At 35.8% G+C, this 18,761-nt stretch carries 19 protein-coding genes; 18 read left to right on the top strand and 1 reads right to left on the bottom strand.

Going from position 1 to position 18,761, the window contains the following annotated elements; all coding sequences use genetic code 11:
- Window positions 1–14: 14 nt before the first annotated feature.
- The 13 genes from A6J68_RS03080 (at window position 15) to A6J68_RS03140 (ending at window position 13,644) form a co-directional block, all read left to right on the top strand.
- Window positions 15–719 carry a TMEM175 family protein gene (locus tag A6J68_RS03080; RefSeq protein ID WP_001168927.1) on the top strand — a complete coding sequence of 235 codons (705 nt, stop codon included), beginning with the start codon at window positions 15–17 and terminating at the stop codon, window positions 717–719.
- A gap of 166 nt (window positions 720–885) precedes the next feature.
- Window positions 886–1,515, top strand: coding sequence for a guanylate kinase (gene gmk, locus A6J68_RS03085; RefSeq protein WP_000003861.1), 630 nt, complete (start codon window positions 886–888; stop codon window positions 1,513–1,515).
- Window positions 1,516–1,537: 22 nt separating this feature from the next.
- Window positions 1,538–1,852, top strand: a complete 315-nt coding sequence (rpoZ, locus tag A6J68_RS03090; protein WP_000979239.1) for a DNA-directed RNA polymerase subunit omega — start codon at window positions 1,538–1,540, stop codon at window positions 1,850–1,852.
- Between the two features lie 73 nt (window positions 1,853–1,925).
- Window positions 1,926–4,316 carry a primosomal protein N' gene (locus tag A6J68_RS03095; RefSeq protein ID WP_000101518.1) on the top strand — a complete coding sequence of 797 codons (2,391 nt, stop codon included), beginning with the start codon at window positions 1,926–1,928 and terminating at the stop codon, window positions 4,314–4,316.
- A gap of 46 nt (window positions 4,317–4,362) precedes the next feature.
- Entirely contained in the window at window positions 4,363–5,298 is a 936-nt protein-coding gene (gene fmt, locus A6J68_RS03100; RefSeq protein WP_000163893.1) for a methionyl-tRNA formyltransferase, read from the top strand.
- Window positions 5,288–6,610, top strand: a complete 1,323-nt coding sequence (gene rsmB, locus A6J68_RS03105) for a 16S rRNA (cytosine(967)-C(5))-methyltransferase RsmB (protein WP_001262601.1) — start codon at window positions 5,288–5,290, stop codon at window positions 6,608–6,610. The genes fmt and rsmB overlap by 11 nt, the downstream gene beginning before the upstream one ends.
- 37 nt (window positions 6,611–6,647) lie before the next feature.
- Window positions 6,648–7,385, top strand: coding sequence for a Stp1/IreP family PP2C-type Ser/Thr phosphatase (locus A6J68_RS03110; protein ID WP_000406233.1), 738 nt, complete (start codon window positions 6,648–6,650; stop codon window positions 7,383–7,385).
- Complete coding sequence (pknB, locus tag A6J68_RS03115) at window positions 7,385–9,340, top strand: Stk1 family PASTA domain-containing Ser/Thr kinase (protein WP_000614565.1); 1,956 nt, start codon at window positions 7,385–7,387, stop codon at window positions 9,338–9,340. The genes A6J68_RS03110 and pknB overlap by 1 nt, the downstream gene beginning before the upstream one ends.
- A gap of 158 nt (window positions 9,341–9,498) precedes the next feature.
- Window positions 9,499–10,194: a cell wall-active antibiotics response protein LiaF gene (liaF, locus tag A6J68_RS03120; RefSeq protein WP_000714456.1), complete on the top strand. Its 696-nt coding sequence runs from the start codon at window positions 9,499–9,501 to the stop codon at window positions 10,192–10,194.
- Window positions 10,191–11,210, top strand: coding sequence for a sensor histidine kinase (locus A6J68_RS03125; RefSeq protein ID WP_000716168.1), 1,020 nt, complete (start codon window positions 10,191–10,193; stop codon window positions 11,208–11,210). Before liaF ends, A6J68_RS03125 begins: the two co-directional genes overlap by 4 nt.
- The gene (locus A6J68_RS03130; RefSeq protein ID WP_000357891.1) at window positions 11,203–11,844 is read left to right on the top strand and encodes a response regulator transcription factor; all 642 of its coding nucleotides are present in this window, start codon (window positions 11,203–11,205) and stop codon (window positions 11,842–11,844) included. The genes A6J68_RS03125 and A6J68_RS03130 overlap by 8 nt, the downstream gene beginning before the upstream one ends.
- Window positions 11,845–11,885: 41 nt before the next feature.
- The gene (locus tag A6J68_RS03135) at window positions 11,886–13,286 is read left to right on the top strand and encodes a bifunctional Cof-type HAD-IIB family hydrolase/peptidylprolyl isomerase (protein ID WP_000339135.1); all 1,401 of its coding nucleotides are present in this window, start codon (window positions 11,886–11,888) and stop codon (window positions 13,284–13,286) included.
- Between the two features lies 1 nt (window position 13,287).
- On the top strand, window positions 13,288–13,644 hold the full coding sequence (locus A6J68_RS03140; RefSeq protein ID WP_000689608.1) for a S1 RNA-binding domain-containing protein: 357 nt from the start codon (window positions 13,288–13,290) through the stop codon (window positions 13,642–13,644).
- A 45-nt stretch (window positions 13,645–13,689) separates the two neighbouring features.
- On the opposite strand, the gene A6J68_RS03145 is transcribed toward A6J68_RS03140, so the two are convergent.
- Window positions 13,690–14,466 (bottom strand): glycyl-radical enzyme activating protein, encoded by a 777-nt coding sequence (locus tag A6J68_RS03145; protein WP_000180538.1) that lies wholly within the window; start codon window positions 14,464–14,466, stop codon window positions 13,690–13,692.
- A 120-nt stretch (window positions 14,467–14,586) separates the two neighbouring features.
- On the opposite strand from A6J68_RS03145, the gene A6J68_RS03150 reads away from it, so the two are divergent.
- The 5 genes from A6J68_RS03150 to A6J68_RS03170 all read left to right on the top strand — a co-directional run bounded on the left by A6J68_RS03150 (window position 14,587) and on the right by A6J68_RS03170 (window position 18,611).
- Entirely contained in the window at window positions 14,587–15,342 is a 756-nt protein-coding gene (locus A6J68_RS03150; protein ID WP_001080743.1) for a DeoR/GlpR family DNA-binding transcription regulator, read from the top strand.
- A 118-nt stretch (window positions 15,343–15,460) separates the two neighbouring features.
- A complete protein-coding gene (locus A6J68_RS03155; RefSeq protein ID WP_000764461.1) occupies window positions 15,461–16,444 on the top strand; it encodes a sugar-binding transcriptional regulator in 984 nt (327 codons plus the stop codon).
- Between the two features lie 203 nt (window positions 16,445–16,647).
- Window positions 16,648–16,971, top strand: a complete 324-nt coding sequence (locus A6J68_RS03160) for a PTS lactose/cellobiose transporter subunit IIA (RefSeq protein WP_000402898.1) — start codon at window positions 16,648–16,650, stop codon at window positions 16,969–16,971.
- Window positions 16,972–16,987: 16 nt separating this feature from the next.
- Window positions 16,988–17,308 carry a PTS sugar transporter subunit IIB gene (locus tag A6J68_RS03165; protein WP_000590363.1) on the top strand — a complete coding sequence of 107 codons (321 nt, stop codon included), beginning with the start codon at window positions 16,988–16,990 and terminating at the stop codon, window positions 17,306–17,308.
- A gap of 1 nt (window position 17,309) precedes the next feature.
- Window positions 17,310–18,611, top strand: a complete 1,302-nt coding sequence (locus A6J68_RS03170; RefSeq protein ID WP_000032671.1) for a PTS sugar transporter subunit IIC — start codon at window positions 17,310–17,312, stop codon at window positions 18,609–18,611.
- Window positions 18,612–18,761: the final 150 nt, after the last annotated feature.

Consider the following 18,761-nt stretch of genomic DNA (forward strand, 5'->3'; position numbering starts at 1 on the left):
AGAGGGATATATGTATGCAAAAATTTAAAGAACGTTTTGATACGCTTAGTGATGCAATTTTGGCCATTGCTATGACGATTTTAGTTTTGGAGATAAAAACTCCGACTACGATGGGTGATATTGGTGACTTTACACGGAACATAGGTTTATTTATTGTTAGCTTTGTTGTTGTTTTTAATTTTTGGTACGAAAGGGCACAAAATAGCCTAGATGCTCAAAAGACTAATGATGAAATTATAGCTCTTGATATCATTGAACACCTAGGTATTTGTTTGATTCCTCTCTTTACTAAATTTATGATTTCTTTTGAGAATCATAATTTTGCTGTTATGGCTTATGGACTCTTAACGTTATTAGTTGGTCTCACATCAGACATTATTCGGATTCGTTTGGCAAGCTATGATTTAGTGACCATTCCTAGTGAATTGAAAGAGCGGGTTATAAAAGTCATGACAACTTTTGCCATTCGTTCAGTTGTGGTTCGCTTTATCATTATTATCCTCGCTTATTTTCTACCTGAGGTAGGGATATTTGCATATTTAGTCATACCGCTCTTTATGTTTTGGCGTCGCTCTAGAGCAGGAAAATACTATACTAAAAAGGGCATTGAGGCACCCTCTTATATCAAGCTTTTTATCCAAATTGGAGAGAGAGTTCCTGAGGATTTTACTAATTCAAGTAGTGGAATAAGTGGGGTAAAAAGACTCTATAAAAAATAATAGGAGACCTTGAAAAAAAGGTTTCTTTTTGTTAAACTAATGAGAAGAAACTTTATTTAGGGAGCAATTTATGAATTGCTATAAAAGTTAATAGTTAAGGTAAGAACCAGATTGTTCTGGTCTTTTTAACACTTAACACCCGATCTATTAATTTGAGGAGTGTGTAATGTCTGAACGTGGTTTGCTAATTGTTTTCTCAGGACCATCTGGTGTTGGTAAGGGGACAGTTAGGCAAGAAATTTTTTCAACCCCTGACCATAAATTTGATTATTCCGTTTCAATGACTACTCGTCCACAACGCCCAGGCGAAGTTGATGGAGTTGATTATTTCTTCCGTACACGTGAAGAGTTTGAAGCGTTGATTAAAGAAGGTCAAATGCTTGAGTATGCGGAGTATGTTGGTAACTACTATGGAACTCCTTTAAGTTATGTCAACGAGACTTTAGACAAAGGGATTGATGTTTTTCTTGAAATAGAAGTTCAGGGAGCGCTTCAAGTTAAATCGAAGGTTCCGGACGGTGTTTTCATTTTCTTAACACCACCAGATTTAGAGGAATTAGAAGAGCGTTTAGTAGGACGTGGGACAGATAGTCCAGAAGTGATTGCCCAACGTATTGAACGTGCCAAAGAAGAAATTGCTTTGATGAGGGAGTATGACTATGCTGTTGTCAATGATCAAGTGTCATTAGCAGCAGAACGTGTTAAACGTGTCATTGAAGCAGAACATTATCGTGTGGATCGTGTTATTGGGCGTTATACCAACATGGTCAAAGAAACTGATAAAAAATTAAGTTAAAAATAGAAAAGAGAATTGCCTTATGATGTTAAAACCTTCTATCGACACTTTGTTGGATAAAGTTCCTTCAAAATATTCTTTAGTTATTTTACAAGCTAAGCGTGCTCATGAATTGGAAGCTGGTGAGAAAGCCACTCAAGATTTTAAATCTGTGAAATCAACACTTCGCGCTTTAGAAGAAATCGAGTCAGGTAATGTTGTAATTCACCCAGATCCATCAGCAAAACGTGCCTCAGTTCGCGCTCGTATCGAAGCTGAACGCCTTGCTAAAGAAGAAGAAGAACGTAAAATCAAAGAGCAAATTGCTAAAGAAAAAGAAGACGGCGAAAAAATTTAAGCAAGTCAAAAGTGAGAGGTTGAAACATTCTGTATCAGCCTCTTTTCATATTTTAGAGAATTAGGGAGGGTTTATGGCAAGAAAATTAGCACAGGTTATTGTTGATATTCCTCTGATGCAGACAGATAAACCATTTTCGTATGCCATTCCTAAAGATTTGGAAGATTTGGTACAAGTAGGAGCACGCGTTCATGTTCCTTTTGGAAGAGGGAATCGTCTTTTGCAAGGCTTTGTTGTCGGTTTCAGAGATGATGATGAATTAGAGACTAAGGATATTGCGGGGGTCCTAGATTTTGAACCTGTTTTAAATCAGGAACAACTAGACTTAGCTGATCAGATGCGCCATACTGTCTTTTCTTATAAAATATCTATTTTGAAATCAATGTTACCAAGTCTTTTGAATTCGCAATATGATAAACTCTTGTTAGCAACAGACACATTACCATCAGAAGATAGAGAAGATCTATTTGGTCATAAAACGGAAATTGTCTTTTCAAGTTTGTCTTCTCAAGATGCCAAAAAAGCAGGCAGATTAATTCAAAAAGGTTTCATAGAAGTTCAATATTTAGCCAAAGATAAGAAAACAATAAAAACAGAAAAGATTTACAAAATCAACAGAACTCTGTTAGAAGAGAGTCAAATAGCAGCAAGAGCGAAAAAGAGACTGGAGTTGAAAGAATTCCTGTTAGAAAATCCTCAACCAGGGCGCCTCACAGCTTTAAACAAACAATTTTCATCTCCTGTAGTTAATTTTTTCAGAGAAGAAGGAATCATTGAGGTCATTGAAAAAGAAGCTAGTAGATCTGATAATTATTTTAAAGGAATCCTAAAAACGGATTTTTTGGATTTAAATCAGGAACAAGCTAAAGTAGTTAAAATAGTTGTTGACCGAATTGGTAAGGATCAGAATAAACCCTTCTTGTTGGAGGGGATTACAGGGTCTGGTAAGACAGAGGTATATCTTCATGTCATTGATAACGTTTTAAAGTTGGGAAAAACAGCGATTGTTCTCGTTCCAGAAATTTCTTTAACTCCCCAGATGACGAATCGTTTTATTTCCCGTTTTGGAAAGCGAGTTGCTATTATGCACTCGGGCTTGTCAGATGGTGAAAAATTTGATGAGTGGCGAAAGATAAAATCAGGTCAAGCTAAAGTTGTCGTTGGAGCTCGTTCAGCAATTTTTGCTCCTTTGGAAAATATCGGAGCCATCATTATAGATGAAGAACATGAATCAACTTATAAGCAAGAATCTAACCCAAGGTATCATGCGCGCGATGTGGCCTTGCTACGTGCAGAATATCATAAAGCTGTGTTACTAATGGGATCAGCAACTCCAAGTATCGAAAGCCGAGCTAGAGCTAGTCGGGATGTTTATAAATTTTTAGAATTAAAACATCGTGCTAATCCTAAAGCACGTATTCCTCAGGTTGAAATTATTGATTTTAGAAATTTTATTGGTCAACAAGAAGTTAGTAATTTCACACCATATTTACTAGATAAAATCCGAGATAGATTAGATAAGAAAGAGCAAGTGGTTCTTATGCTCAATCGTAGAGGTTATTCTAGTTTTATTATGTGTCGAAACTGCGGCTACGTTGATCAATGTCCTAATTGTGACATTTCTCTGACTTTACATATGGCTACAAAGACCATGAATTGTCATTATTGTGGGTTTGAAAAGCCTATTCCAAGAACATGTCCAAATTGCAATAGTAAAAGTATCTCTTACTATGGTACTGGAACCCAAAAAGCTTATGAAGAACTTTTGAAAGTTATCCCAGACGCAAAGATTTTACGGATGGATGTTGATACGACAAGGCAAAAAGGCGGTCATGAGTCTATTTTGAAGCGTTTCGGAAATCATGAAGCTGATATTTTATTGGGAACACAGATGATTGCTAAGGGATTGGATTTTCCAAATGTTACTTTAGTTGGAGTACTAAATGCAGATACTTCTCTGAATTTACCTGATTTTCGATCATCAGAGCGAACTTTTCAGCTATTAACTCAAGTGGCTGGACGTGCTGGGCGTGCTGAAAAAGAAGGAGAGGTTGTCATTCAAACTTATAATCCTAATCATTATGCTATTCAATTAGCCCAAAAGCAAGATTTTGAAGCTTTTTATCAATATGAAATGAATATCCGTCGACAACTTGGTTATCCTCCTTATTATTTTACAGTTGGTTTAACATTATCGCATAAAGATGAAGAGTGGTTAATACGAAAATCTTATGAAGTATTAAGTTTATTGAAGCAAGGCTTTAGTGATAAAGTAAAGTTGTTAGGTCCAACGCCAAAACCAATTGCAAGAACACATAACCTTTATCACTACCAAATTATTATCAAGTATCGATTTGAGGACAACCTTGAACTTGTTTTGAATCGCTTATTAGACATCACTCAAGACAAGGAGAATAGAGATCTTCGCTTAGCAATAGACCACGAACCGCAAAATATGATGTAGAATAGTGCTATGATATAATTGAAAAAAGAAAGACGAGGAAAAAGCAATGACAAAATTATTATTCATGGGTACCCCTGATTTTTCAGCGACGGTTTTAAAAGGTATTTTAGCAGATGGTAAGTATGATGTTTTAGCTGTTGTGACGCAACCAGATCGTGCTGTAGGTCGTAAAAAAGAAATTAAAATGACCCCTGTAAAAGAAGTGGCCTTGGAAAACAACATTCCTGTGTATCAGCCGGAAAAACTATCTGGAAGTCCAGAATTAGAGCAACTAATGACCCTAGGTGCAGATGGTATTGTAACAGCTGCTTTTGGTCAATTCTTACCAACAAAGCTTTTGGAATCGGTAGGTTTTGCAATTAATGTACATGCTTCTCTATTACCAAAATATCGTGGTGGGGCACCAATTCATTATGCCATTATTAATGGCGAAAAAGAAGCTGGGGTTACCATCATGGAGATGGTTGCAAAGATGGATGCAGGGGATATGGTATCAAAAGCTTCCGTTGAGATAACTGATGAAGACAATGTAGGGACAATGTTTGATAGACTCGCCGTTGTTGGTCGTGACCTTTTATTAGATACGCTTCCAGGTTATCTATCAGGTGATATTAAGCCGATACCACAAAATGAAGAAGAGGTAAGTTTTTCTCCTAATATTAGTCCAGATGAAGAGAGAATTGATTGGAATAAATCATCGCGCGACATTTTTAACCATGTTCGAGGGATGTATCCATGGCCAGTTGCACATACCCTTTTGGAGGGAAATCGTTTTAAACTTTATGAAGTAACAATGTCAGAAGGAAAGGGCTCACCGGGTCAAGTGATCGCTAAGACAAAGAACTCATTGACAGTAGCAACTGGTGACGGAGCTATTGAACTCAAATCAGTTCAACCAGCAGGGAAACCTCGTATGGATATAAAAGACTTTTTAAATGGTGTTGGTCGTAATTTAGAAATAGGAGATAAATTTGGCGAATGATTGGAAAAAGAGTGCGCGTGGTTTAGCTTTAATGACTTTAGAAGAAGTTTTTGATAAAGGAGCTTATTCTAATATCGCACTTAATAAGAGTTTAAAAAAATCTAGACTATCAGATAAAGATCGTGCCTTAGTAACAGAAATTGTCTATGGAACTGTGGCTAGAAAAATAACGCTAGAATGGTATCTATCACACTTTATAGTTGATCGTGATAAGCTTGAATTATGGGTATATCATCTCTTGCTACTGAGTCTTTATCAACTACTCTATCTGGACAACATCCCAGATCACGCTATTGTTAATGATGCTGTCACTATTGCTAAGAATCGAGGCAATAAAAAGGGTGCTGAAAAGTTAATTAATGCCGTTTTACGAAGAGTAAGTTCGGAGACGCTCCCTGAAATTGCATCAATAAAACGCCAAAACAAACGTTACTCTGTTGCTTATTCCATGCCAGTGTGGCTCGTAAAAAAATTAATTGACCAATATGGTGAGACAAGAGCTTTAGCAATTATGGAGAGTTTATTTGAGCGAAATAAAGCCAGTCTTCGTGTGACTGACTTATCGCAAAAACAAACTATTAAAGAAACTTTAAATGTTAGAGATTCACATATTGCAGAGACAGCTTTAGTTGCAGACTCAGGAAATTTTGCATCGACATCATTTTTCCAAGATGGCCTCATTACTATCCAAGATGAATCTAGTCAATTAGTTGCTCCAACACTCAAAGTCTCGGGTAATGACCAAGTATTGGATGCATGTAGTGCACCAGGAGGAAAAACAAGTCATATCGCCTCATATTTGACTACAGGGGCAGTAACTGCTTTAGATTTGTATGATCATAAATTGGAATTGGTTATGGAAAATGCAAAACGCCTAGGTCTGTCAGATAAGATAAAAACTAAAAAGTTAGATGCAAGTAAAGCTCATGAGTATTTTCCTGAGGATACTTTTGACAAAATTTTAGTAGACGCACCTTGTTCAGGTATCGGGCTAATTCGCCGTAAACCAGATATTAAGTACAATAAAGCTAATCAAGACTTTGAAGCCCTCCAAGAGATTCAATTGTCTATCCTATCTAGCGTTTGTCAAACGCTACGTAAAGGTGGTATAATAACCTATAGCACTTGTACCATTTTTGAGGAAGAAAATTTTCAAGTTATTGAAAAATTCTTAGAAAACCACCCCAATTTTGAGCAAGTAGAACTGAGTCATACACAAGAGGATATTGTAAAGAGAGGCTGTATTAGTATAAGTCCTGAACAATATCATACAGATGGCTTTTTTATTGGACAAGTCAAACGTATCTTGTAGTGTCTAGGAGGAAACTGACATCGTCAGAAAAAAATATATGGAAATATCTCTTTTAACAGATATTGGGCAACGTCGTTCCAATAATCAAGATTTTATTAATCAATTTGAAAATAAAGCCGGCGTCCCACTAATCATCTTAGCAGATGGTATGGGAGGACATCGTGCAGGAAATATTGCTAGCGAGATGACTGTAACTGATCTAGGAAGTGATTGGGCGGAGACAGATTTTTCTGAGTTATCAGAAATTCGTGATTGGATGCTTGTCTCTATTGAAACTGAGAATCGCAAAATATATGAATTAGGTCAGTCAGATGATTACAAAGGTATGGGAACTACCATTGAAGCAGTTGCCATTGTAGGAGATAATATTATTTTCGCACATGTAGGAGATTCACGTATCGGTATCGTTCGTCAAGGGGAGTATCATTTATTGACGAGTGATCATTCTCTTGTTAATGAATTGGTAAAAGCCGGCCAATTAACAGAAGAAGAAGCTGCTAGTCATCCTCAAAAAAATATTATTACGCAATCAATTGGTCAAGCCAATCCAGTCGAACCTGATTTAGGAGTTCATCTACTTGAAGAAGGTGACTACCTTGTAGTTAATAGTGATGGACTAACTAATATGTTGAGTAATGCCGATATTGCTACAGTACTAACACAAGAAAAAACCTTAGATGATAAGAATCAAGATTTAATCACTCTAGCAAACCATAGAGGAGGTCTTGATAATATCACTGTGGCACTAGTTTACGTTGAAAGTGAGGCGGTTTAATGATTCAGATTGGCAAATTATTTGCTGGTCGTTATCGGATCCTTAAATCAATCGGACGAGGTGGAATGGCGGATGTTTATCTAGCTCGAGATCTAATTTTAGATAATGAAGAGGTCGCAATAAAAGTATTGCGAACCAATTATCAAACAGATCAGATTGCGGTTGCTCGCTTCCAGAGAGAAGCACGAGCAATGGCTGAGCTGACACATCCTAATATTGTCGCTATTCGTGATATAGGTGAAGAAGACGGACAGCAGTTCTTAGTAATGGAATATGTTGATGGATTCGATTTAAAAAAGTATATTCAAGACAATGCACCCCTATCAAATAATGAAGTTGTTCGAATCATGAATGAAGTCCTTTCAGCCATGTCACTGGCACATCAGAAAGGTATCGTACACCGTGATTTAAAACCTCAAAATATTTTATTAACTAAAAAAGGGACTGTAAAAGTTACAGATTTCGGTATTGCGGTAGCGTTTGCTGAAACTAGTTTAACGCAAACGAATTCTATGTTAGGTAGTGTTCATTATTTATCGCCAGAGCAGGCGCGTGGTTCAAAAGCGACTGTTCAGAGTGATATTTATGCCATGGGAATCATGCTTTTTGAAATGTTAACTGGCCATATTCCTTATGATGGGGATAGTGCAGTTACTATTGCCCTACAGCACTTCCAAAAACCACTACCATCAATCCTTGCAGAAAATAAAAGCGTTCCACAAGCTTTGGAAAACATTGTCATTAAAGCAACAGCTAAAAAGCTAACAGATCGCTATAAGACAACTTATGAGATGGGACGTGATTTATCAACTGCTCTAAGCTCGACACGTCACCGTGAACCAAAACTTGTTTTTAATGATACTGAGAGTACTAAGACACTACCAAAAGTAACATCTACAGTATCATCTTTAACGACAGAACAACTGTTGCGTAATCAAAAACAGGCCAAAACAACAGAAAAAATAACTCCTGATTCTGCGAGTAACGATAAAACGAAGTCTAAAAAGAAGGCTTCTCATCGACTTCTTGGTACAATCATGAAATTATTCTTTGCACTCTGTGTTGTAGGAATAATTGTATTTGCTTATAAAATTTTAGTAAGTCCTACGACTATTCGTGTTCCAGATGTTAGCAACAAAACAGTAGCTCAAGCAAAAATGACATTGGAAAATTCTGGATTGAAAGTAGGAGCTATTCGTAATATTGAGAGTGATAGTGTTTCAGAAGGCCTTGTCGTAAAAACAGACCCTGCTGCAGGACGTTCTCGTAGAGAAGGGGCTAAAGTTAATCTTTATATTGCCACTCCAAACAAGAGTTTCACTCTAGGTAATTATAAGGAACATAATTACAAAGATATCCTCAAAGATCTTCAAGGCAAAGGTGTTAAAAAATCTTTAATCAAGGTTAAGCGTAAAATTAATAATGATTATACTACTGGTACAATCTTAGCACAGTCGCTTCCAGAAGGAACATCTTTTAATCCTGATGGTAATAAGAAATTAACACTTACGGTTGCTGTTAATGATCCAATGATTATGCCTGATGTAACAGGTATGACAGTTGGAGAAGTAATAGAAACCTTGACAGACCTCGGATTAGATGCAGATAATCTTGTCTTCTATCAAATGCAAAATGGCGTTTATCAAGCAGTAGTAACACCTCCATCTTCAAGTAAGATAGCAAGTCAGGATCCTTATTACGGAGGAGAAGTTGGATTAAGGAGAGGAGATAAAGTTAAGCTGTATCTTCTTGGTTCTAAAACAACAAATAACTCATCATCTACGCCAATAGATTCTTCGGCTTCAAGCTCAACAGGAACAACTACCTCGGATTCTGTAAGCTCATCAACGGATGCTAGCACTTCTGATAGTAGTAGCACTTCTACAAGTAGTTCAACACTACCAAGTGATAGTACAACTAATACAGGAACAGCTAACAATCCATTAACTCAATAAAATTAAAAAGAAGATGTTAAAGTCTTCTTTTTAATTTGCTATGGTAGAGACCATGCCTAGAAAGGTTCTGCCAATATGCCAAATTTTTCTCTCAATAATGGTGCAAAGTATAGGGCTTTTTGATAAAATACGTCATATAGAGTAATGGAAGGATTATTATGAAAAAATTTCAGTTTTTTCTACTTGTTGAAGCCGTTGTCTTAGTTATGGGATTAATGAAAATTTTATCAGATGACTGGACAAGTTTTATTTTTATTCTCGCTTTGATTCTTTTAGCCTTAAGATTTTATAACAACGATAGTCGTCATAATTTTCTGTTAACGACAAGTTTGTTATTACTATTTTTAATCTTTATGCTTAACCCTTACATTATTGCAGCCGTTGTTTTTGCAGTTTTGTATGTTCTAATCAATCATTTCTCGCAAGTTAAGAAAAAAAATCGTTATGCTTTGATTCAATTTAAGAACCATCAATTAGATGTTAAGACAACACGAAACCAATGGTTAGGTACTGATCAGCACGAAAGTGACTTTTATGCTTTTGAAGATATTAATATTATAAGAATCTCTGGGACTGATACAATTGATTTAACAAATGTTATTGTATCTGGGCAGGATAATGTTATTATAATTCAAAAAGTTTTTGGTGATACCAAAGTATTGGTTCCTTTAGACGTTGCCGTAAAGGCTGATATTAGTTCTGTTTACGGTAGTGTACAGTACTTTGATTTTGAGGAGTATGATCTAAGAAATGAATCTATAAAATTGTCACAAGAGGAAGAATATTACCTTTTGAAACGTGTCAAATTAGTTGTAAACACTATCGCTGGGAAAGTTGAGGTTAGTCGTAAATGAAAAAGCACCACTACTTTTTAGCTTTCTTCTATGGAAGTGTTATTATATTTGCCATTTGTTTTGTCATTATTGATAGTTTGGGTGTTAATTTGGTGCACCTCTATCAAACGTCTCGTTTGTGGCTGATTGAACAACTGATTTTCTCTATTTTCTTTCTATCTTTAGCGGTAACTATCCTTTTATTGCTAACTTGGTTTTTATTAGACGATAATAGTAAACGTCAAATTAACCATAATTTACGTCGCATTTTAAATAACCAATCAATAAATGTTACCGATGATGGTACTGAAATATCGACCAATATTCAACGGCTCTCTAAAAAAATGAATTTAATGACAGCAAGTCTACAATCTAAGGAAAATAGTCGTATTTTAAAAAGCCAAGAAATTGTGAAACAAGAACGTAAGCGTATTGCACGTGATTTACACGACACAGTTAGTCAGGATTTGTTCGCAGCTTCCATGGTTTTGTCAGGGATTGCACAGAATGTTTCTCAGCTAGACGTTGATCAGGTTGGCTCGCAATTATTAGCAGTAGAGGAAATGCTTCAGCATGCACAAAATGATTTGAGAATTCTGCTACTTCATTTGAGGCCAGTTGAATTAGAAAATAAGACCCTATCTGAAGGATTCAAAATGATATTGAAAGAATTGACCGATAAGAGCGACATTGAAGTTGTTTATCACGAATCAATTCTAACCTTACCCAAAAAGATTGAAGACAATATTTTTAGAATTGGTCAAGAATTTATCAGTAATACTTTAAAGCATTCACAAGCCAGTCGTCTCGAAGTGTACCTCAATCAAACAGAGAATGAATTGCAGTTAAAAATGATTGATAATGGTATTGGATTTGATATGGATTCTGTCTATGATTTAAGTTATGGATTAAAAAATATTGAAGATCGAGTAGAAGATTTAGCAGGAAATTTACAGCTTCTCAGTCAGCCTGGTAAAGGAGTTGCTATGGATATAAGATTACCTTTAGTAAATCAGAGTGAGGATAAAAATGGATAAAATAAAAATTGTACTTGTTGATGACCATGAGATGGTTCGTCTCGGTTTAAAAAGTTTTTTAAACTTACAAGCTGATGTTGAAGTAATAGGTGAAGCCTCAAATGGTTTAGAAGGCATAAAAAAAGCACTGGAGTTACGTCCAGACGTTGTTGTTATGGATTTAGTAATGCCTGAAATGGACGGTGTAGAAGCAACCTTAGCATTGTTGAAGGATTGGCCAGAAGCTGCTATTTTAGTCTTAACATCTTACTTGGACAATGAAAAAATTTACCCTGTTATTGAAGCAGGTGCCAAAGGCTATATGTTAAAGACCTCAAGTGCAGCAGAGATTCTTAATGCCATTCGTAAAGTTGCAAGGGGAGAACAAGCTATTGAAAATGAAGTAGATAAGAAAATTAAGGCTCATGATAAATGTCCAGCTTTACATGAGGGCTTAACAGCAAGGGAACGTGATATCCTTAATTTATTAGCCAAAGGTTATGACAATCAAAGGATTGCTGATGAATTATTTATCTCGTTAAAGACTGTTAAAACTCATGTTTCTAATATTTTGGGAAAACTAAATGTGGCAGATCGAACTCAAGCGGTTGTCTATGCTTTCCAACACCATTTGGTACCACAAGATGATGAATAAGTGATATAATAGAGACACTATGTTAATGAAAGTGGTTAGTCATGGACGCAAAAACTAAATATAAAGCAAAAAAAATAAAGGCGGTGTTTTTTGATATTGATGACACGCTTCGTGTTAAAGATACAGGTTATATGCCACCATCGATCTTAAAAGTTTTTAAAGCTTTGAAAGATAAAGGAATTGTTGTAGGTATTGCTTCAGGAAGGGCACGATATGGCGTTCCAAAAGAAGTTCAAGATTTAAATGCCGATTATTGTGTAAAATTAAATGGAGCTTATGTTAAGGACAAGGATAAGAATATCATCTTCCATCGTCCTATTCCTGCTGAATATGTAGAGCAATATAAGAAATGGGCAGACACTGTTGGTATTAAGTACGGTTTAGCTGGTCGTCATGAGGCAGTTTTATCAGATCGTGATGATTTGGTAAATGATGCGATTGATATTGTGTATTCTGATCTCGAAGTTAATCCAGATTTCAATAAAGAACATGATATTTATCAGATGTGGACGTTTGAAGATAAAGGAGATAGCCTTCATCTACCTGAACCGTTAGATGAACATCTTCGCTTGATACGTTGGCATGATCATTCTTCAGATGTTGTGTTAAAAGGAACATCGAAGGCTTTAGGTGTTTCTAAAGTTGTTGAACATTTGGGCTTAAAGCCAGAGAATATCTTGGTTTTCGGAGATGAGCTCAATGATTTAGAACTCTTTGATTATGCTGGACTAGCTGTGGCGATGGGAGTGTCACACCCAGAAGCTCAAAAAAAAGCAGATTTTATCACAAAAAAAGTAGAAGAAGATGGCATTTTGTATGCCCTGGAGGAACTAGGTTTGATAGAAAAAGAATTAACATTTCCACAAGTAGATATTGAAAATACAGAAGGTCCTGTGGCTGTCATTAAAACAAATCACGGGGATATGACTGTAAAACTCTTCCCGGATCATGCTCCTAAAACGGTAGCAAACTTTATTGGTTTAGCTAAACAAGGTTATTATGATGGTATTATCTTCCATCGTATTATTCCAGATTTTATGATTCAGGGTGGTGATCCAACTGGTACAGGTATGGGTGGTGAATCTATCTATGGGGAAAGTTTTGAAGACGAATTTTCCGAAGAATTATATAATGTTCGCGGAGCTCTTTCAATGGCTAATGCTGGACCAAATACGAATGGCAGCCAATTTTTCATCGTCCAAAATACAAAAATTCCTTATGCGAAAAAGGAATTAGAGCGAGGTGGTTGGCCAACACCAATTGCTGAGTTGTATGCTGGACAAGGTGGTACACCGCATCTAGATCGTCGCCACAGTGTATTTGGACAATTAGTAAACCAAAGTTCTTTTGAGGTACTTGATGAGATTGCGGCAGTAGAGACTGGTTCTCAAGACAAACCATTGGAAGATGTTGTTATTTTAACGATTGAGGTTAAAGAATAAAATGAAGATTGGCGATAAGTTAAAGGGAACAGTCACTGGCATTAGGCCTTATGGAGCCTTTGTTTCTCTTGAGGATGGTAGGACTGGACTTATCCATATTTCTGAAATTAAAACAGGTTACATTGATAATATTTATGATGTTCTTAGTGTAGGTGATGAAGTCTATGTTCAGGTTATAGATGTAGATGAATTTACACAAAAAGCAAGTTTATCGCTTCGGACCCTTGAAGAAGAAAGACATCATATTCAGCATCGTCATCGATTTTCTAACAATCGTCTTAAGATAGGTTTCAAACCACTTGAGGAAAATTTACCTAGTTGGGTTGAGGAAGGTCTAGCCTACTTGAATAATAAATAAACAAAAACCTAGATTTGATTAATGACAAGTCTAGGTTTTAAATATTTAAAAGTAGCAGTGAATATTATACTTGCTAAAAATAGCTTGATAATCGAGTAGATCCTCTGGGTGTAGTGCAGCGATCTCTTCCATTTCATATTGACGATTAAGTAATCGATATTTGTTTTGTCCAAATTGGTGGAAAGGTAAGAGTTGCACTTGACGGATATCTAGGCGATCAAATAAACAAGCAAATTCTTCAGCATCTTCTAATGAATCGTTAAAATTAGGTATGACAGGAATACGTAGCACAATCGTTTTACCGTTGGCAAAAGCATAATGAATGTTTTTGATGATTGAAGCATTCTTAACCATCGTCTTTTCTTGGTGTTTGAGGCTATTGTAATGTTTTAAATCGGTGTAAATAAAATCAACGTATTGGATAAGGTCTATGAATTGTTCATGTCTAGTATAAGCAGTTGTTTCAATAGCCGTGTGGATTCCCAGTGATTTAGCACGTTTTAAAATTGCCTTGGCAAATTCAAATTGTGCAAATATTTCACCGCCAGATAGCGTTATGCCCCCACCAGATTCTTCGTAAAAATCAATATCTTTTAAAACCTCTTCAATAATATCATCAACCGATTTTTCTTCGCCCACGATGACGCTTTCATTAGTAATGGCATCTCTCATTGTTTCTGGAACCATTTTTTGCGACTCGGGATTAGCACACCAAGGACATCTAAGAGGACAACCCTTTAAGAAAACGGTTGTTCGAATACCTGGACCATCGTGAATACTAAAATGTTGAATGTTGAACACAATACCTTTTTCATTTGTCATATTATTTTCCTCAATTTCATTTTAAGTATACCTTTTATACGTAACAAAGTCAATTACGAATGAAAGTTTATTGAACTTGTTTAATAAATAAAAAATGATAAAATAGAAAGGAGGTGTTTCATGAATAGATTAGAAAATATTATTAGTTTAGTATCCCAGTACCAAAAAATAGATGTTAATACACTCTCGGAGTTGTTGCAAGTTTCTAAAGTAACCATACGTAAAGATTTAGATAAACTAGAAGGCAAAGGGCTTTTGCATAGAGAGCACGGTTATGCAGTTTTAAACAGTGGGGATGATCTTAATGTTAGGTTATCTTTTAACCATAAAACTAAAAAAGAAATTGCTGCCTTAGCTGCAAATATGGTGTCTGACAATGACACTATCTTAATAGAATCAGGCTCTACTTGTGCTCTTTTAGCGGAAAATATCTGTCAGACAAAGCGAAATGTCACTATTTTGACCAACTCTTGCTTTATTGCTAACTATTTACGAGAGTATGATTCATGCCAAATTGTCTTACTTGGTGGTGAGTATCAATCAAGTTCACAGGTTACGGTAGGTCCTCTCTTGAAAAAGATGATTTCACTTTTTCATGTCTCGTTAGCTTTTGTTGGGACTGATGGTTTTGATCCAAAACTAGGATTTATGGGTAGAGATTTAATGCGTTCTGAAGTTGCACAAGAGATGGCGAATGCTGCCGATGAAGTCATTATTTTAACAGATTCTAGTAAGTTTAATCAGACTGCATTGGTGGAACAGCTTCCGTTGTCAACTGTATCACAAGTTATTACAGATAAACATCCAAATTCGGATATTGCTAACTTGTTCCAAGAAGCAGAGATTACCATTCAATCTTTATTACAAGTACCATAAAAGAGGCTATTTTTCTTACATTTTGCACATTTGTGGCGATAATAGATAAAGTGTCATGTCAAATTGCACAGATGTAACCTTTTTGTTAAACTGAAGCAAATGCTGAAAGGTTATGAGTATGAAATTAGAGCGTCAAAAATTGTTAGCTAAAGTAGCTTACCTTTACTATATGGAAGGGAAAAGCCAATCTGAGATTGCCAATGAATTAGGAATTTATCGTACAACAATAAGTCGTATGTTAGCCAAAGCGAGAGAAGAAGGTCTTGTTAGAATCGAAATTTCAGATTTTAATCCAGAAATTTTTCAGTTAGAATCCTATTTTAAAAGTAAGTATCACCTTAAAGATATTGAGATTGTTTCTTCGCGAAAAGATAGCGATACTTCAGAGATAGAGAAGGATTTAGCACATGTAGCTGCAGCTATGATTCGAAAAAAAATTAAAGAGAATGACAAGGTGGGGATTGCTTGGGGGAGGACACTTAGTAAAGTAGTTGAAGCAATGCGTCCTCATCCGGTTTCTCAAGTTTCTTTTGTTCCTTTGGCCGGAGGTCCAAGTCATATTAATGCACGCTATCACGTTAATACTCTGGTTTACGAAATGTCAAGGCGTTTCCAAGGAAGTTGTACTTTCATTAATGCAACTCTAGTTCAAGAAAACGCTAATTTAGCGAAAGGAATATTAACTTCAAAATATTTTGAGGGGCTAATGGATAATTGGGAAAAACTTGATGTGGCAATTGTGGGCGTTGGTGGTAAACCTAAAAGCAATGAACAACAGTGGCTTGATCTTTTAAATCAAGAAGATTTTCAATGCTTGGATGAAGAAGCAGCTGTAGGTGAAATTACTTGTCGTTTTTTTAATCATTCAGGTGATTCTGTGAATCAACATTTAGCTAAAAGGACAATAGGAATTACCTTAGAACAACTACAGAAAGTTCCTAATAGAATAGCGGTTGCTCATGGCAATTATAAGGCTGCGGCACTCTTAGCCGTTTTAAAAAAGGGGTATATTAATCATTTAGTTACTGATTTTTCCACAGCCTTAAATATTTTAAGATTAGATAAAGACACCTTTGTGGATACTATGTATCAAAAGAGCTAGGATTTATTCCTAGCTCTTTTAATAATGTTTCTATTACCAAGTGAATTGTTATAGAATAAGCACAAAAGTGCGCTATTATCATAAAGGGCACAAGGTCTATTGACGACGATTAAGGGACATGTTACATTTGTTTTGCGAAAGAAAATTAGAACCTTTTGTAAGAAAGTTTAAACTTATAAAAAATCATTAAAGCGGAGGTGCTTATGGAAATCATAGTCGCAGACCAAATTATTATGGGGCTCATTTTGAATGCTGGGGATGCTAAACAACATATCTATCAAGCCTTAAAACTTGCAAAAGAAGGAAATTTTGCAGAAAGTAAAATTGAAATAGAACTAGCAGATAGTGCACTCCTAGAAGCTCATAATCTTCAAACACAATTCCTTGCACAAGAAGCAGGAGGGACAAGGACAGATATCTCAGCACTCTTTATTCATTCTCAGGATCATTTGATGACAAGTATTACTGAGATTAACTTGATTAAAGAAATTATTGATTTACGCCAGGAATTACATATTCAAAAATAAGTAAAGGGGATCAAATATGATAAAAATTGGTTTATTCTGTGCAGCAGGTTTTTCAACAGGTATGTTAGTAAACAATATGAAAATCGCAGCGGATAAAGAAGGGATAGAGGCACATATTGAAGCTTATTCACAAGGAAAAATTGCAGATTATGCTAAAGATTTAGATGTTGCATTACTTGGTCCACAAGTTAGCTATACTCTAGATAAATCAAAATCAATCTGTGATGAATACGGTGTACCGATAGCAGTTATTCCAATGGCAGATTATGGTATGTTGGATGGTGTAAAAGTTTTGAAACTTGCTTTGAGTTTATTGGAAACAAGAAAAGAGGCTTGATATGTCAAAGTTTGATAGTCAGAAAATAATTACTCCGATTATGAAGTTTGTCAATATGCGAGGGATTATTGCACTCAAAGATGGCATGCTAGCAATTTTACCACTAACAGTTGTTGGGAGTCTCTTTTTAATATTAGGGCAGCTTCCATTTAAAGGTCTTAATCAAGCCATAGCTAATGTTTTTGGACCAGAATGGACAGAACCATTTATGCAAGTTTATTCAGGAACTTTTGCGATTATGGGCTTGATTTCCTGTTTTGCAATTGCTTATGCTTATGCTAAAAATAGTGGTGTAGAACCGTTACCTGCTGGCGTTTTATCACTTTCGTCTTTCTTTATTTTAATGAAATCATCTTATATTCCTGTAAAAGGAGAAGCAATAGCGGACGCTATTTCTAAGGTTTGGTTTGGCGGTCAGGGGATTATTGGAGCAATTATTATTGGCTTAGTAGTTGGTGCTATCTATACATGGTTTATCCAACATCATATTGTTATAAAAATGCCAGAGCAAGTACCACAGGCAATAGCAAAACAATTTGAAGCTATGATTCCAGCTTTTGTTATCTTTCTTTTATCGATGATTGTTTATTTGATTGCTAAGGTAACAACTGGAGGTACCTTTATTGAGATGATTTATGATATCATTCAAGTACCGTTGCAAGGCTTAACAGGCTCACTTTATGGAGCAATTGGGATTGCTTTCTTTATTTCATTCTTATGGTGGTTTGGTGTCCATGGCCAATCTGTGGTGAATGGTATTGTGACTGCTTTGTTACTATCCAATTTAGATGCCAATAAGTCTTTATTAGCAGCAAATCGCTTAACATTAGATAATGGCGCTCACATTGTAACACAGCAGTTTTTGGATAGTTTCTTGATTTTATCGGGCTCAGGAATAACTTTTGGACTAGTTATTGCGATGCTTTTTGCAGCAAAATCAAAACAATACAAGGCACTTGGGAAAGTGGCCGCTTTTCCCGCAATTTTCAATGTTAACGAGCCAATCGTCTTTGGCTTTCCAATCGTAATGAATCCTGTGATGTTTCTGCCTTTTATTTTAGTACCAGTTTTGGCAGCTTTAATTGTTTATGGAGCTATTGCGGTTGGTTTTATGCAACCATTCTCAGGTGTTACTTTACCATGGAGTACTCCAGCAATTATTTCTGGATTCATGGTAGGTGGTTGGCAAGGTGCACTCGTCCAAATAGTCATTTTAGCTATCTCAACTGCTGTTTACTTCCCATTCTTTAAAATCCAAGATAATATTACTTACAAAAATGAATGTGAAATGGAAAGGGGATAGCTAGCAGATAAGAGGTTGAGGTGTGTAATGCACCTTAACCTTTTTCTAAAAATGCACATTTGTGCAACTTTAGATGTAGCATTCTATTCTTTATTTTCTTCTTGTTATTTTAGGATTTAGGTGCTATTATATTTACGAAGAAAAACTTTT

It is taken from the genome of Streptococcus sp. 'group B' (genome assembly GCF_002073795.1).
Taxonomy (GTDB): Bacteria; Bacillota; Bacilli; order Lactobacillales; family Streptococcaceae; genus Streptococcus; species Streptococcus agalactiae.

Coding starts and splice junctions, on each gene's coding strand:
- A6J68_RS03080 (WP_001168927.1), top strand. CDS start 15: ATGCAAAAATTTAAAGAACGTTTTGATACGCTTAGTGATGCAATTTTG.
- gmk (WP_000003861.1), top strand. CDS start 886: ATGTCTGAACGTGGTTTGCTAATTGTTTTCTCAGGACCATCTGGTGTT.
- rpoZ (WP_000979239.1), top strand. CDS start 1,538: ATGATGTTAAAACCTTCTATCGACACTTTGTTGGATAAAGTTCCTTCA.
- A6J68_RS03095 (WP_000101518.1), top strand. CDS start 1,926: ATGGCAAGAAAATTAGCACAGGTTATTGTTGATATTCCTCTGATGCAG.
- fmt (WP_000163893.1), top strand. CDS start 4,363: ATGACAAAATTATTATTCATGGGTACCCCTGATTTTTCAGCGACGGTT.
- A6J68_RS03110 (WP_000406233.1), top strand. CDS start 6,648: ATGGAAATATCTCTTTTAACAGATATTGGGCAACGTCGTTCCAATAAT.
- pknB (WP_000614565.1), top strand. CDS start 7,385: ATGATTCAGATTGGCAAATTATTTGCTGGTCGTTATCGGATCCTTAAA.
- liaF (WP_000714456.1), top strand. CDS start 9,499: ATGAAAAAATTTCAGTTTTTTCTACTTGTTGAAGCCGTTGTCTTAGTT.
- A6J68_RS03125 (WP_000716168.1), top strand. CDS start 10,191: ATGAAAAAGCACCACTACTTTTTAGCTTTCTTCTATGGAAGTGTTATT.
- A6J68_RS03130 (WP_000357891.1), top strand. CDS start 11,203: ATGGATAAAATAAAAATTGTACTTGTTGATGACCATGAGATGGTTCGT.
- A6J68_RS03135 (WP_000339135.1), top strand. CDS start 11,886: ATGGACGCAAAAACTAAATATAAAGCAAAAAAAATAAAGGCGGTGTTT.
- A6J68_RS03140 (WP_000689608.1), top strand. CDS start 13,288: ATGAAGATTGGCGATAAGTTAAAGGGAACAGTCACTGGCATTAGGCCT.
- A6J68_RS03145 (WP_000180538.1), bottom strand. CDS start 14,466: ATGACAAATGAAAAAGGTATTGTGTTCAACATTCAACATTTTAGTATT.
- A6J68_RS03150 (WP_001080743.1), top strand. CDS start 14,587: ATGAATAGATTAGAAAATATTATTAGTTTAGTATCCCAGTACCAAAAA.
- A6J68_RS03155 (WP_000764461.1), top strand. CDS start 15,461: ATGAAATTAGAGCGTCAAAAATTGTTAGCTAAAGTAGCTTACCTTTAC.
- A6J68_RS03160 (WP_000402898.1), top strand. CDS start 16,648: ATGGAAATCATAGTCGCAGACCAAATTATTATGGGGCTCATTTTGAAT.
- A6J68_RS03165 (WP_000590363.1), top strand. CDS start 16,988: ATGATAAAAATTGGTTTATTCTGTGCAGCAGGTTTTTCAACAGGTATG.
- A6J68_RS03170 (WP_000032671.1), top strand. CDS start 17,310: ATGTCAAAGTTTGATAGTCAGAAAATAATTACTCCGATTATGAAGTTT.